This window comes from Dyella sp. 2RAB6 (assembly GCF_052115385.1).
Taxonomy (GTDB): domain Bacteria; phylum Pseudomonadota; class Gammaproteobacteria; order Xanthomonadales; family Rhodanobacteraceae; genus Dyella_D.
This window is the reverse complement of the sequence record NZ_JBFRGP010000004.1, coordinates 57,769-71,902: the sequence shown is the minus strand read 5'-3', so window position 1 is coordinate 71,902 and position 14,134 is coordinate 57,769. Positions and strand designations below refer to the sequence as shown.

Annotated in this window: 13 protein-coding genes; 9 read left to right on the top strand and 4 right to left on the bottom strand. The window is 67.0% G+C overall.

The window, feature by feature from the left end; genetic code table 11:
* Positions 1 to 29 precede the first annotated feature (29 nt).
* The 8 genes from AB4083_RS08110 (at position 30) to AB4083_RS08075 (ending at position 8,954) form a co-directional block, all read left to right on the top strand.
* Positions 30 to 635: a TetR/AcrR family transcriptional regulator gene (locus AB4083_RS08110; protein WP_441607273.1), complete on the top strand. Its 606-nt coding sequence runs from the start codon at positions 30 to 32 to the stop codon at positions 633 to 635.
* Entirely contained in the window at positions 632 to 1,528 is an 897-nt protein-coding gene (locus tag AB4083_RS08105; protein WP_441607272.1) for an alpha/beta hydrolase family protein, read from the top strand. The genes AB4083_RS08110 and AB4083_RS08105 overlap by 4 nt, the downstream gene beginning before the upstream one ends.
* Positions 1,529 to 1,631: 103 nt before the next feature.
* On the top strand, positions 1,632 to 2,720 hold the full coding sequence (locus AB4083_RS08100) for an alginate lyase family protein (protein WP_441607271.1): 1,089 nt from the start codon (positions 1,632 to 1,634) through the stop codon (positions 2,718 to 2,720).
* 73 nt (positions 2,721 to 2,793) lie between these two features.
* Positions 2,794 to 3,729 (top strand): peptidylprolyl isomerase, encoded by a 936-nt coding sequence (locus AB4083_RS08095; protein WP_441607270.1) that lies wholly within the window; start codon positions 2,794 to 2,796, stop codon positions 3,727 to 3,729.
* Positions 3,730 to 3,957: 228 nt separating this feature from the next.
* The gene (locus tag AB4083_RS08090; RefSeq protein WP_441607269.1) at positions 3,958 to 6,087 is read left to right on the top strand and encodes an AsmA family protein; all 2,130 of its coding nucleotides are present in this window, start codon (positions 3,958 to 3,960) and stop codon (positions 6,085 to 6,087) included.
* Between the two features lie 115 nt (positions 6,088 to 6,202).
* Positions 6,203 to 6,907 carry a PadR family transcriptional regulator gene (locus AB4083_RS08085; protein WP_441607268.1) on the top strand — a complete coding sequence of 235 codons (705 nt, stop codon included), beginning with the start codon at positions 6,203 to 6,205 and terminating at the stop codon, positions 6,905 to 6,907.
* Between the two features lie 174 nt (positions 6,908 to 7,081).
* Entirely contained in the window at positions 7,082 to 7,891 is an 810-nt protein-coding gene (locus AB4083_RS08080; RefSeq protein ID WP_441607267.1) for a siderophore-interacting protein, read from the top strand.
* 139 nt (positions 7,892 to 8,030) lie between these two features.
* Complete coding sequence (locus tag AB4083_RS08075; protein WP_441607266.1) at positions 8,031 to 8,954, top strand: DMT family transporter; 924 nt, start codon at positions 8,031 to 8,033, stop codon at positions 8,952 to 8,954.
* On the opposite strand, the gene AB4083_RS08070 is transcribed toward AB4083_RS08075, so the two are convergent.
* A complete protein-coding gene (locus AB4083_RS08070) occupies positions 8,944 to 9,849 on the bottom strand; it encodes a LysR family transcriptional regulator (protein WP_441607265.1) in 906 nt (301 codons plus the stop codon). The genes AB4083_RS08075 and AB4083_RS08070 overlap by 11 nt on opposite strands.
* A gap of 265 nt (positions 9,850 to 10,114) precedes the next feature.
* Here AB4083_RS08070 and AB4083_RS08065 point away from each other — a divergent pair, with 265 nt between their 5' ends.
* Positions 10,115 to 10,756, top strand: a complete 642-nt coding sequence (locus tag AB4083_RS08065) for an NAD(P)-dependent oxidoreductase (protein ID WP_441607264.1) — start codon at positions 10,115 to 10,117, stop codon at positions 10,754 to 10,756.
* A gap of 104 nt (positions 10,757 to 10,860) precedes the next feature.
* On the opposite strand, the gene AB4083_RS08060 is transcribed toward AB4083_RS08065, so the two are convergent.
* Genes AB4083_RS08060 through AB4083_RS08050 form a run of 3 tightly spaced genes read right to left on the bottom strand, consistent with a single transcriptional unit; the run spans position 10,861 to position 14,101 of the window.
* Complete coding sequence (locus tag AB4083_RS08060; protein ID WP_441607263.1) at positions 10,861 to 11,421, bottom strand: c-type cytochrome; 561 nt, start codon at positions 11,419 to 11,421, stop codon at positions 10,861 to 10,863.
* 14 nt (positions 11,422 to 11,435) lie between these two features.
* Positions 11,436 to 12,383 (bottom strand): copper resistance protein B, encoded by a 948-nt coding sequence (locus AB4083_RS08055; protein WP_441607262.1) that lies wholly within the window; start codon positions 12,381 to 12,383, stop codon positions 11,436 to 11,438.
* Positions 12,380 to 14,101, bottom strand: coding sequence for a copper resistance system multicopper oxidase (locus AB4083_RS08050; RefSeq protein WP_441607261.1), 1,722 nt, complete (start codon positions 14,099 to 14,101; stop codon positions 12,380 to 12,382). The genes AB4083_RS08055 and AB4083_RS08050 overlap by 4 nt, the downstream gene beginning before the upstream one ends.
* Positions 14,102 to 14,134: the final 33 nt, after the last annotated feature.

Sequence of the window (14,134 nt, the reverse complement as noted above, 5' to 3'; positions counted from 1 at the left end):
GGACCGACCGGTCTATAGATTCGCCCATCATGAAAAGCAACGACGCGCCCAGCTCCCGCGAACGCCTTGTCGCGGCCATGTTCGATTCCCTGCAGCGCAAAGGCCTGCACGGCGCCGGCCTGAGCGAGATCCTGCACGAGGCACAGGCGCCGAAAGGCGTGATGTATCACCACTTCCCGGGCGGCAAGACGGATCTCGCGGTCGCCGCCATCGAAGCCGCCGTGACGCAGATCAAGGCGAGCCTGCAGCAGCTCGCCGATGCGAATACCGATCCGGTGGAGGCGCTGAAGACCTGGTGGAACCATGCGCACAAGCGGCTGGAACGCAGCGGCTTCGAACGCGGTTGCCCGCTGGCCACCATCTCGCTGGAATCCACCCCGGACGATGCCGAGCTGCGCCAGTCGCTGGCCCAGGCCTTCGGCGAATTCCGCGAACTGGTGACGGGCATGCTGGTCAAGGCCGGGGTCGGCGCGAAACGCTCGGCGCAATTGGCGGCGCTGATCGTGTCCGCCTACGAAGGCTCGTTGATCCAGGCCCGCGTGGCCGGCAGCGCGAAGCCGATGAACGATACGGTGGAGATGCTGCTGGGCCTGTTGCGCACGGAGCTGGTCAACCTGAAGGGAACTCGCGCATGAATACTGTCGCCGCCGCTTCCGGCCAGGCGCTCACCCTGGTGGCGCAGGATGGTTATCGACTCGGTGCCGTGTTGTATCCGGCCAACGGCAAGGAAACCGCGCGCATCGTGGTGGGCAGCGCCACCGGCGTACCGCAGGGCTTTTATCGGCGTTTCGCCGAATTCGCCAACGCGCACGGCTACACCGTGCTCACCATGGACTACCGCGGCGTCGGCGCTTCGCGCCCCGCCAGCCTGAAAGGCTTCGAGATGCGTTTTCTCGACTGGGCCACGCAGGACCTCGCCGCCGCGGTGGAGCATCTGGCCGAGGGCGACACGCCGCTGTACCTGGTCGGCCATTCCTTCGGCGGGCACGCGCTGGGCCTGCTGCCCAATCACCAGCGCCTTGCCGGCGCTTACCTGTTCGGCGTCGGCGCGGGTTGGCATGGCTGGATGCCGCAACCGGAACGCACGCGCATCTGGCTGGCGTGGAATGTGCTGCTGCCGATGCTGACGCACTGGAAAGGCTATATGCCATGGAAACTGCTAGGCGCGGGCGAAGACCTGCCGATGGGCGTCTATCGCGACTGGCGCCGCTGGTGCCGCTTCCCGCATTACTTCTTCGACGACCCGGCGATGTCCCACATGGCGGACGTCTATGCGCGCGTGCGCACGCCGATCGTCGCCGCCAATGCAGTGGACGACCTGTGGGCCCTGCCCCGCTCGCGCGATGCCTTTATCGGCGGCTATCGCCATGCGCCGCTGCAACGCCGGGATGTCGATGCGAAGAAGGAAGGCTACGGCTCGCTTGGGCATATGGGCTATTTCCGCCAGCATGCGCAGCCGCTGTGGGAAGAGGCACTGGCGTGGTTCAAGGCCCGCAGCGCAAGCACGGCGGAGCACGGCGCGGCATGAGCACACCGACGGGCCTTGCCCACGGCTGACCGCAGGAACTTGCCTCACATCCGATAAGCGCTCGAGGCGGCACACTGGCCCGAACGGAAGGCCAGGAGTCGCCATGTCACGTGGATCCATCGCATTGTCGCTCGCCATCGCGTCGCTGTTCGCCGCCTCCGCGCCAGCGCAGGTGCGCGGCAGCATGACGCCGCCACGCGCCATCACCTTGTGCCAGCCCAAGGCGCCCGGCGCGGGCGAACAGAACGCATCCGCCAAACGCGTCCTCGCCGCCGCGGAGAAGCAGCTCGACGACAAGCCCCACGCGCTCGCCCACGTGCACACCGAAGGCACGCTGCCGCATCAAGGCATTCGCGACGAGAGCATCGATGCCGAACGCGATTGGCCACTGGCGCGACAGGCGGCGCTGGCGTGGCGGCTGAGTGCGGATGTGCGCTACCTGCACCAGGTCAACGATTATCTGGTGGCGTGGTCGAGCACCTATCAACCCGATTTCAATCCCATCGACGAAACCAATCTCGACGGATTGATCGATGCTTATGTGCTGACTTCCGCCACCCTGCCCGCCTCGACACGCGACGCCGTGCGCAGCTGGCTGCGCAAGCTGGGCGAGGGTTATATCGAACGCATCCGTGCCTTTCCTTCCGATCACAAACCTGGCACCGCTACCAACAACTGGCAAAGCCATCGCGTCAAACTGGTGACGCTCGCCGCCGCCGCGCTGGGCGACGTGGCGATGCTGAAAACCGCGCATGAGCTGTTCGAACGCCAGCTCGCCGACAACATCAAGCCGGATGGCGAAGCGATCGATTTCGCCGAGCGCGACGCGCTGCATTACGTGGTGTACGACCTGCAGCCGCTGGTCACCGCCTCGCTCGCCGCCAAGCCGTTCGGTGACGACTGGCTGCATGAAGCCACGCCACAGGGTGCTTCGCTGGCCAAGGCGCTGGACTGGCTGCGTCCGTATGCCGAAGGCCGCAAGACGCACCAGGAGTTCGTGCACACGCAGGTGAAGTTCGATCATCAGCGCGAACAAGCCGGCGAGAAGGGCTATAGCGGGCCGTGGAATCCGAAGAGCGCCGCCTCGCTGTTCTGGCTGGCCGCGCAACTGGACCCGGACTACCAGGCGGTGGCGCAGCAGCTGTCGCCCCAGCCGCCCGACTGGATCGGCGCCTGCTCCTACGGCCAATGACCGGCGGGCCGCGTCGGCGGCCCCGCACTCTGCTACCTTCCGGCGGGTTTCCACCACCACGCCAAGGTCCGCCATGTCCCGCCTCGTTCCGCGCCTGCTCGGCCTCTCCCTGCTCTGCGCCCTGGCCCTGCCGGCCCTGGCCGACACGCCGCCGGCGGGCAAGTCGGCCACGCCGAAGGAATTGCTGCAGCAGTCCAAGCCCGCCGAATGGCGCAAGCCCGACCCGAACAACCTGCTGGAGATGCGCCTGCCGCAGGGCAAGGTGCTGATCGAGCTGGCCCCGGACTTCACCCCGCTGCACGCGGACAACATCCGCACCCTGGTGCACGAGCACTATTTCGACGGGCTGGCGATCATCCGCGTGCAGGACAACTTCGTCACCCAGTGGGGCGATCCGGAAGACGACGACAAGGGCGACAAGAACAAGCTGCGCTCGCTCGGCAAGGCCAAGAAGACGGTGCCGGCGGAGTACACCCGCCCGATCGACGCCAAGCTGCCGTGGACCGCGCTGCCGGACGGCGACGTGTATGCACCGGAGGTGGGCTTCGTCGAAGGCTTCCCTGCCGCGCGCGACAAGGCCAGCGGCCAGGAGTGGCTGACGCATTGCTATGGCGCGGTGGGCGTGGCGCGCGACGTGGCGCCGGAAACCGGCAGCGGCAGTTCGCTGTACGCGATCATCGGCCAGGCGCCACGCGGGCTGGACCGCAACCTCGCAGTGGCCGGCCGGGTGATCCAGGGCATGGAGTTTCTCTCGGCGTTCCCGCGCGGCACCGGCCCGCTCGGCTTCTACGAGAAGCCGGAGCAGCGCACCACCATCGAGTCGGTGAAGCTGGCCGTGGACATGCCGGCGAAGGAGCGCCCGAACATCGAGGTGCTCCGCACCGACAGCAGCACCTTTGCCGCGCTGGTCGAAGCCAAGCGCAACCGCCGCGACGATTTCTATCGCAACCCGGCGGGCAAGATCGACCTGTGCAGCATCAATATCCCGGTGCGCGAAGCGAAGCCCTGAGCACTGTCTCAGCGCCTGGCGCAGGTTGGGGTGAGCCTCAGGCGAACCCCAACATCGTCGCCCCGTTGGGGTTCGCCTATGGCTCACCCCAACCTACGCAAACGCGCGCGCGCAGGATCAGCCCGCTGCAGGCAGCGTGAACAGCCTCTGAGCGCGACACCCCGCACATACACAATTTTTTCGCGCATGCGGTTATCTGTCGCGATGGAAGTGGCGCGGGAGAAAAGCATGAAGCGAAGCCGCAAGGTGTTGATCTGGTCGCTGGCCGCATTGCCAGTGGTGCTGATAGCCATCGCGGTGCTGGTGATCGCCACCTACGACTGGAACCGCCTCAAGCCCACCATCAACGACAAGGTGAGCCAGGCGGTCGGTCGGCCCTTCGCGATCCAGGGCGACCTCAGCGTGGCATGGCGGCGCGAACCCGGCGAAAGCGGCCTGGGCGGATGGATTCCGTGGCCGGAACTGATCGCACGCGATATCCGCATCGCTAATCCGGAATGGGCGAAGCAGCCGCAGTTCGCGCAGCTGGACGCCGTACGCGTGCGCGTGGCGCCTTTGCCGCTGCTGGCGCATCGCATCGTGATCCCCAGCGTGCAGCTGGAACACCCGGTGGTCGATCTCGAACGGCAGGCGCCGGACAGGGCCAACTGGGATTTCGCCTTCGGCAAAAGCGATGAACCTTCGTCGTGGAAGATGGATCTGCGCGCGATCGGCTTCGACCGCGGCCAGATCAGCTACGACGACGCGGTGGGCAAGGTGAAGCTGCAGGTCGACGTGCAGCCGCTGCTGCAGGCGATCCCGTTCGACCAGATCATGCAGCAGCAAGCCGACGACGCGCGCGACCAGGCCGCACGCACCGCCGGCGGCGCAGCGCGCAAGGCGCTTGCGTCGAGCAAGGAGAAGGACGAGGACAAGGTCGACGCCAAGGCTTCGGGCACCGCGTACCTGTTCGCCTGGCAGGCCACCGGCAGCTATCAGGGCGCTCCGCTCAAGGGCAATGGAAAGATCGGCGGCGTGATCGCGTTGCAGGACACCGACCGGCCGTTCCCGCTGCAGGCGGACGTGCATATCGGCGACAGCCATATCGCCCTGGCCGGCACGCTCACCGATCCGCTGCACCTGGGCGCGCTGGACGTGAAGCTGTGGTTCTCCGGCAGCAGCATGGCCAAGCTCTACGCCATCACCGGCGTGACCTTGCCGGACACGCCGCCCTACGCCACCGAAGGCCATCTCACCGCGCAACTGAAGCGTGGCGGCAGCCATTTCAGCTACCGCAACTTCCGCGGCCGCGTGGGCGGCAGCGACCTGGCTGGCAGCCTGGACTTCGTCACCGGCGGCGCACGGCCCAAGCTCAGCGGCACGCTGCGCTCGCAGCTGCTGCAGTTCGCCGACCTGGCGCCGTTGATCGGCGCCGATTCCAATGCGGAAAAACAGCGCCGCGGCGACGCCACCCCGCAGCCGGCGGACAAGGTGCTGCCGGTGGAACCATTCCGCACCGAGCGCTGGAAAGCCATGGATGCCGACGTGCGTTTCACCGGCGCGCGCATCGTGCGCGGCGCGGATCTGCCGATCGATTCGCTGGACACCCACGTCGTCATGGACAACGGCGTGCTGCTGCTCGACCCGCTGGATTTCGGCGTGGCCGGCGGGCGCGTCGGCAGCACCATCCGCCTGGACGGCAGCCAGGCGCCGATGCGCGGCGCGGTCAACCTGCGCCTGCGCGGACTGAAACTGAAGCAGCTGTTCCCCACCTTCCAGGCGATGAACACCAGCTTCGGCGAGATCAACGGCGACGCCAACCTCAAGGCGCGCGGCAATTCCGTCGCCGCCTTGCTCGGCAGCGCCGACGGTGAGCTGAAGCTGCTGATGAACGATGGCGCGATCAGCAAGAACCTGTTGGAAACCGCCGGCCTCAACGTCGGCAATATCGTGATCGGCAAGCTGTTCGGCGACAAAGTGGTGAAGATCAACTGCGCCGCTTCGGACCTCGCCGCGAACGACGGCGTATTCAACACGCGGCTGTTCGTGTTCGACACCGAGGACGCGGTGATCAATGTCGAGGGCAAGGTCAACTTCGCCAGCGAGCAGTTGGACCTGGACGTGAAACCGCACAGCAAGGGCCTGCGCGTGTTCACCCTGCGCTCGCCGCTGTATGTGCGCGGCACGCTGAAGAACCCCGATGTCGGCGTGCACACCGGCCCGCTGCTGCTGCGCGGCGGCGGCGCGGTGGTGCTGGGCGTGCTGGCGGCGCCGGCCGCGGCCCTGCTGCCGCTGGTGGTCGCCAGCCAGGGCAGCCAGCCCAATACCTGCCAGCAGGTGCTGCAGCAGCTGCGCTCGGGCAAGGCCTCGACTCGCTAGTTGCATCAATAAGTTACGGGTGAAACGACGCTCCCTTCCGGAGCGTCCGGACACTTGTATTCGATATTCTTCCGATATATCGTCAGCACCAACTTACGATATATCGGAATCCATCATGCGCAGCCCCCGCCACTTCTTCCATGCCCTTCGCCAGTACCACCACCTGCACCACGAATACCTGCGCGAGCGCTTCCACCCGTTCCAGGCCGACGACATGGACTGGGACGGCGGCGCGCGCCATGAGCGCTACGAGCACCACTTCGGCCGCGGCCACCATTTCGGCGACCGCATGGGCGGCGACTTCTTCGCCGAATGGGCCGGCCTGCGCGGCGGCGGACGCCGCGGTGGCGGCGGCCGCATGTTCGGCCACGGCGACCTGAAACTGTTGCTGCTGGCGCTGATCGAGCAGCAGCCGCGCCACGGCTACGAGCTGATCCGGCTGATCGAAGAGATGTTCCACGGCCACTACTCGCCCAGCCCCGGCGCGATCTATCCCACCCTGACCATGCTCGAGGAACTGGGCCATGCCCAGCTCGAGAACGAACAGGGCGGCCGCAAGCTCTACGCCATCACCGACGCCGGCCGCGCCTTCCTGGACGAGAACCGCGCCGCGGTGGAAGCGGTGACCAGCCGCACCGAGGAAAGCGCGCGCATGGCGGCGCGCATGTCGATGCCGATGCCGATCCGTAATGCCATGCATGCGCTCAAGCATGCCCTGCTGATGCGCGGCGCCGACTGGAGCAAGGCGGAGACGCAGCGCGTGGCCTCGATCCTGGAAAAGGCTGCGGCCGACATCGCCGCCGGTTCGCGCCGCGAGTGACTTCCATGACGGCATCAAGCCGGGCCGTGTATGCGCGCGGCCCGGCTTGAAATGCCCGTCTTCGCGGCCCACATCGGCCTTCGCGAGCTACTCCTCCGGCGCCACGCCCCTCGGCCAGCCACCCGGTTTCCGCCCCGCTGCGCGGTGGCGTTCCCTATCCGTTCCGAGGTTTTCATGAGCAAACACGAATCCCGCAGGGTGATGCACGAAGTGCGCATGCGCCAGCTCGAAGTGCTGCACGTCGAGCGGCTGACGCCGCATATGCAGCGCATCGTGCTCGGCGGTGCGCAGCTCGAAGGTTTCTTCAGCGGCGCGCCGGACGATCACGTCAAGCTGTTCTTCCCCAATGACGCCGGCGAGCTGGTGTTTCCCAAGCGCGGGCCCAATGGCCTCGAATATCCGCCGGGCGCCGATCCTTCGCCGATGCGCGACTACACCCCGCGCCATCACGACGCCGCGCGCGGCGAACTCACCATCGACTTCGTCCTGCACGGCGACGGCCCCGCCTCGGCCTGGGCGGAAGCGGCGAAAGCGGGCGCGGTGATCGGCGCGGGCGGACCGCGCGGCTCCTTCGTGGTGGCCGACGATTTCGACCATTACGTGCTGGTGGCGGATGAGACCGGACTGCCGGCGATCGGGCGCTGGCTGGAGCAAATGCCGGCGTCGATGTCCGCCACGGTGCTGGCCGAGGTACCGGATGCGTCGGACCGGCAGTTGCTGTTCACCGATGCGCAGTGCGACGTGCAGTGGTTCGAACGCGATGGCGTGGAGGGCGCGGCCAGCAGCTTGCTCGAGGATGCCTTGCGCCGCGTGGCAGCTCTGCAGCGCCTGTCGACGAAGGGCGACACGTTCTATTGGATCGCGGCCGAATCGCGGCGTGCGCGCAATATGCGCTTGATGCTGGCCGAGCGTGACGTGCCGAAGGAATGGGTGCGTGCGACCGGCTATTGGAAAGCCGACGGCACGGACGACGAAGACGAGTAGGCCCCGATACGACCGGCGTAGGTTGGGGTGAGCCACAGGCGAACCCCAACGGGTCGCTTCGGCTGGAGCGCGGCTGTTGGGGTTCGCCTATGGCTCACCCCAACCTACAATGTGGCTCCGCTCCCGCTCTCGCCTCCCCATGCATGCTGTCGCCAAAGCCCGCCTGCAGATCCATTTCTGCGTCCTGCTGTGGGGCTTCACTGCCATCCTCGGCAAGCTGATCACCTTGCCGGCACTGCCGCTGGTGTGGTGGCGCATGCTGCTGGTGGCGGGGTCATTGCTGCTGATCGCCAAGGTGCGGCGCGGCTTGAAAGCGATGCCGGTGCGCCTGCGCTGGGCTTATGCAGGCATCGGCGCCCTGGTCTCGCTGCATTGGCTGACCTTCTATGCGGCGATCAAGCTGGCCAACGCTTCGGTAGCGGCGACCTGCATCGCGCTGGGTCCGGTGTTCCTGGCCCTGGTCGAACCTTGGATCGCCGGGCGCAAGTTCGATCCGCGCGAATTGTTGATCGGCGTGGCCGTGGTGCCGGGCGTGGCCCTGGTCGCCGGCGGCGTGCCGGAGGACATGCGCTCAGGCATTGCGGTGGGCACGTTGTCCGCGCTGCTGGTGGCGCTGTTCGGCGCGTTCAACAAACGCTTCGTCGACCGCGCCGATCCCTTGACGGTGACCTGCATCGAGCTGGGCACCGGCACGCTGTTCCTGACCCTGCTCGCCCCGCTGCTGCCCGGCCCGGCGTTCGTGCTGCCCGGCGCGCACGACACCGCGCTGCTCCTGCTGCTGTCCTTCGGCTGCACGTTGTTGCCATTCGCGCTGGCGCTGGTGGCCTTGCGCCATATGAGCGCGTTCGGCACGCAGATGGTGACGAACCTGGAGCCGGTGTACGCGATCGTGCTGGCGATCCTGCTGCTGGGCGAGCAGCACCAGCTCGACGGCAAATTCTATGCGGGCGTGGCGATCATCCTGGCCGCCGTGTTCGTGCATCCGCTGCTCCATCGCCGCAGCACGAAACCCGCGCAACCGGAACTGCTGGGCACCGCCGAGAGCCACAACGTCATCGAGTGACCAGCGGTGCCATCTCGCTCTGCAGGTGCTCGATAAAGGCGCGTACCTTGGCCGGCGCCTTGCGCCCGGGATACACCGCATGCACCCCACCCTCCGGCAGGCGGTATTGCGCCAGCAGCGCGACCAAGCGCCCGGCACGGATGTCCTCTTCCACCAGATAGTCCGGCAGCACCGCGATACCCGTACCCGCCAGCACCAGGCCGCGCACCGCCGCGGCGCTGTTGGCCTGCGCCGCCTGGCGCAGGCGAAGGGTGCGGCGCGCGCCGCCCGCGCCGGTGAACTGCCAGCGCAACGGCACCGGCAGCGCGGACATCGCGATCGCGCCGTGCGCGGCCAGGTCGTCGAGCCGGCGCGGCGTGCCGTGTTCGGCCAGGTAGGCCGGCGCGGCCACCAGCAGTTGGCGGAAGCTGCCGAGCCGCGTGGCGCGCAGGCTGGAATCGCGCAGCCAGCCGCCGCGGATCGCCAGGTCGAAGCGCTCGGCGATCACATCGGTGATGTGGTCGCTCAGCACCAGGTCGACCTGCACCGCGGGATAGTGCCGCATGAAGCTGGCCAGCCGCGGCACCACCACCGCGATGCCGTAATCGAGCGAAGCCGTCAGCCGCAGCGTGCCGCGTGGCGCGTCGCGGCTTTCGCCGGCGCGTTCGATCGCCGCTTCGGCATCGGCCAGGATGCGCACGCAGTCCGCATGGAAGGTGGCGCCGGCTTCGGTCAGCGACATGCGCCGCGTGCTGCGCACCAGCAGGGTCACGCCCAGCTCCTGTTCCAGCCGCGCCAGATGCTGGCTGACCATGGCCTTGGTCATGCCCAGCTCCTCCGCTGCGCGGGTGAAGGAACCGGCGCGCACCAGCGCCGCGAACACCGCCAGCCGGTTGAGATTGACCTCGTTCGCCATGCGCGCCTCCGCTCACTGTCAAATTAGACTTTACAGTGAATTAATCGTTGATACATATATCCGTATCAATGATCGGCGCATGCTTTGCTTCATTCCCACTGCGAGACATCTTCCATGCGCGCCTTCCGCACTGCCCTGCTGCCGGCGAGGAAGCGTCGCTGGAGCTGAGCGCCAAAAGTCAGCAAGGGCGAGATGAAGTGGCCTCGAGCCACTGCATTCCAGCCATGCCATCCCTTTGTCGACCATCCCTCACTGGAGATCGCTTATGAAAATCGCACTGTTCGGTGCCACCGGCCATATCGGCCAAGGCATCCTCGACGAAGCACTGGCGCGCGGCTACGACGTGATCGCGGTGGTACGCGATCCTTCGCGCCTGCCGCAGCAGAACGCCAGGCTCACCGTAGTCACCGGCGATGTGGCCAAGCCGGAAAGCTGGACCGACGCCGTGCGCGGCGCCGATGCCGCAGTGGCCAGCCTGTCGGCGCGCCGCGATGGCGACCCTGGGCTGGTGCCGTCCAACGCACGCGTGCTGCTCGACAACCTGCCCAAGGCCGGCGTGTCGCGCCTGTTCTGGGTGGGTGGTGCGGGCACGCTGGAGGTGGCGCCGGGCAAGCGGGTGATCGACGATCCGCATTTCCCCGCTGCGTGGAAGCCGGAGGCTGAGGCGCAGGGCAAGGCGCTGGAAGTGTTTCGTGCCAGCAACGGCGACACCATCTGGACGTACCTCAGCCCCGCCGCGGTGATCGAGCCGGGCGAGCGCACCGGCAAGTACCGGGTGGGTGGAGAGCAGTTGCTGGTGGATGCGGAAGGCAATAGCCGGATTTCGATCGCCGATTACGCGGCTGGGTTGCTGGATCGCTTGGAGCAGCGGGATGCGGAGAACAAGCGCATCACGCTCGCCTACTGATCGATTCGCCTTCACTTGGGCGTAGGTTGGGGTGAGCGGCCAGCGAACCCCAACGTGGCGATACGTTGGGGTTCGCCTTCGGCTCACCCCAACCTACGCGATGTTCAATGATGGTCGTCGTGATCGTCATGCTCGTCGTCGTGATGGTGATGCCCGCCACCATGCCCATCGTCCCCCGCCGATCCTGCCATCTCCTCGAACGCCGCCTCGTCCTGCTTCGGCAGCACCTGCAGAAACGCCACCATATCCCAGATCGCCGCATCGTCATGGCTGCGGCCCCAGGCCGGCATGGCGCTCATCTTCACGCCATGCTTGATCGTCCAGAACGCCTCCGCCGGATCGTGCACGCCATGCCGCGCCAAGTCCGGCGGTTGCGGATACAGGCCCTTGCGCAGTTCGGTATCGCGCATGCCGGGTGTCAGATGGCAGGAGCTGCACATCTGCGCGTAATGCATGGCGCCGCGACGGATACGTGCCGGATCGTCCAGCGCAGGCACCGCGATACCCGCCGCCTGTTTCTCGATCGAGCGATCGCGCAACACTTCCAGCGCGCGTTCGGTGACCGCCCAATGCGGCTGGTCGGCGCCGATCGGATAGATGCCGGAATAGACCAAGGCCAGCGCGGCGATCGCGGCCAGCAGCAAGAACAACAGCAAGGCTTTCATCGCAGATTCCTCCTTCAGAACCAAAGCCGGATACCGGCCAGCCAGGTCGTCTCGCGACGCGGCAGGCCGGTGGGTTCACCGAAACGCCGCGTGTGGTTCACGCCGATATACGGCGCGAAGCGGCGACTGAATTCGTAGCGCAGGCGCAGGCCTGCTTCTGCTTCCGACAATCCGGAGCGGATGCCGCGCCGCGGGTCGTCCTTGCCGTAGAAGTTCACTTCCAGCTCGGGCGCCAGGATCAGGCGTTGGGTAAAACGCAGGTCGTAGCTGCTCTGCAGGCGCAGCGCGGTGCGTCCCTGCGGGCCGGCGTAAAAGGTCGCCTGCGTTTCGAACCAGTACGGCGCCAGGCCTTGCACGCCGACTGCCAGCCATTGGCGATCCGGACCTTGGCCAAAGTCGTGGCGCACGCCGAGCTGCCAGTCCCAGAACGTGCTGAAGGCATGGCCCCACAGCACTTCGGCGCGCGCATCCTGCGTACCTTGCGCACTGCGTTCGCCTTCCGTGCGCAGCCACACCCGATTCGTATCGCTGCCCCACCAGCCTTCGGCCTCCCACGCCGTGGCGTAGTCACCGCCGATACCGCGCGTGCGTTCGAGGCGATCGAACAACCACATGCCACGTTTGGCCAGGTCGTCCATCTGCATCATGTCCACCATGTGCGCGGGTGGCATCGGCGCAGGCTGGTGTTGCGGCGGTGGCGGTGGCACGTGGTCGTTCGGTGGCAATGTCGGCGGCATGGGCATGGCGTGGCTGGCATGCTCGTCCTTGGCTTGCGCTTGCGGCTTAGCCTGCTCGGGCTGCATCTGCATGCCGGGCATGTCGTCCATCGTCGCGTGCTGCGCGGGAGCATTGGCGGATTTCGCTGGCGCATGGTGATGCTCATGCCCTTGCATGCCGTCCTGAGCCGCCGCGGTGAACGGCAGCATCGACAGCAAGGCGAATGCGTAGTGCATCGTCTTCATGCCACCACCACCTCGCGGAACATGCCCGCCTCCATGTGGTAGAGCAGATGGCAGTGATACGCCCAGCGGCCGAGCGCATCCGCGTTGACGCGATAGCTGAGCTGCTGCGCTGGCTGCACCACCACGGTGTGCTTGCGCACCTGGAACTGGCCATGCTCGTTTTCCAGCTCGCTCCACATGCCGTGCAGGTGGATCGGGTGGGTCATCATGGTGTCGTTGATCAAAGTGATGCGCACGCGCTCGCCGTATTTCAGGCGCAGCGGCCCGGCGTTGGAAAAACGCGTGCCGTCGAACGACCATAGATAGCGTTCCATATTGCCGGTGAGGCGCAGGGTGAGTTCGCGATCCACCTCGGGCGAGATCGGCGCATCCACCGCGTGCAGGTCGGCATAGCTGAGCGCGCGCCGACCGGTGTCGCGCAGGCCCACGCCGGGGTCGTCGAGATTGCGGCGCGGTTGCGGCACGCGCATGTCCACTTCCACGCCGGTCTTCAGTGCGGGTGTGGCGGCCATCTGGTGACCCATCTGAGCCATGTCGCCCATGGCATGCCCCATCGAACCCATCGACATCGAACCCATCATGTCGCCCATGCTCAGCAGCGGGCGCGGATCCAGCGGCGGCACCTCGGCCAGCATGCCCGCGCGCGGCGCCAGCGTAGCGCGCGCATAGCCGCTGCGGTCCATGCTTTGCGCGAAGATGGTCCAGGCGCGGTCGGCCGAGGGCTCCACGATCACGTCGTAGGTTTCGGCCGTGCCGATGCGGAATTCGTCCACCGTGACTGGCTCGACCGGCTGCCCGTCGGCGGCGACCACGGTCATCTTCAGGCCGGGAATGCGCACGTCGAAGAAGCTCATCGATGCGCCGTTGATAAAGCGCAGGCGCACCTTCTCGCCCGCTTCGAACAGGCCGGTCCAGTTGCCCGCCGGCGCGCAGCCGTTGACCAGATAGGTGTAGGCCATCGCGGAGACGTCGGCGAGGTCGGTCGGGTCCATGCGCATCTGCTGCCACATGCGCCGTTCGGCCAGTGCGTCGCCCAGGCCCTGGCGGCGCACATCGCGCAGGAATTCGCCGGCGGTGCGCTTGCCGAGGTTGTAGTAGTCGCTTTGCTGCTTGAGGTTGGCGTAGATGCGCTCCGGGTCGGTATCGGTCCACTCGCTCAGCAGGATGGTGTAGTCGCGCTGCGCGGGATGGCGTTCGCCGCCGCGCGGCTCGATCACGATCGGGCCGTACAGGCCGATCTGCTCCTGGAAGCGCGAATGGCTGTGATACCAGTAGGTGCCGGCCTGGTTCACGCTGAAGCGATAGAGGTATTCGCCGCCGGGCGGGATGCCGTCGAAGCTGATGCCGGGCACGCCGTCCATGTCCGCCGGCAACACGATGCCGTGCCAATGGATCGAACTGGTCACCGCCAGGCGGTTGCGCACGCGCAGGGTGACGGTGTCGCCCTGGCGCCAGCGCAGCAGCGGCGCGGGCAACTGGCCATTGACCACGGTGGCGATGCGCCGGCGTCCGGTGAAATCGACCGGCAGCTCGCCGATCTCCAGTTCGAAATGGGTGCCGCTCAGTTCGGCGCGCGGCGCGCTGGCCGCTTGCGCCAGCGCGTCGCCACGCCACAGGCCGAGGCCGGCGGCCACGCCGCCCAGGGCCAGGCCCTGCACGAAACGCCGCCGCGGCAGGTGGACGCCCCGGTATCCCGGCGCGGGATCCTGCTTGTTCATCGTCTTGCTCCGTCATGCTCGTGCCTGCCGCGC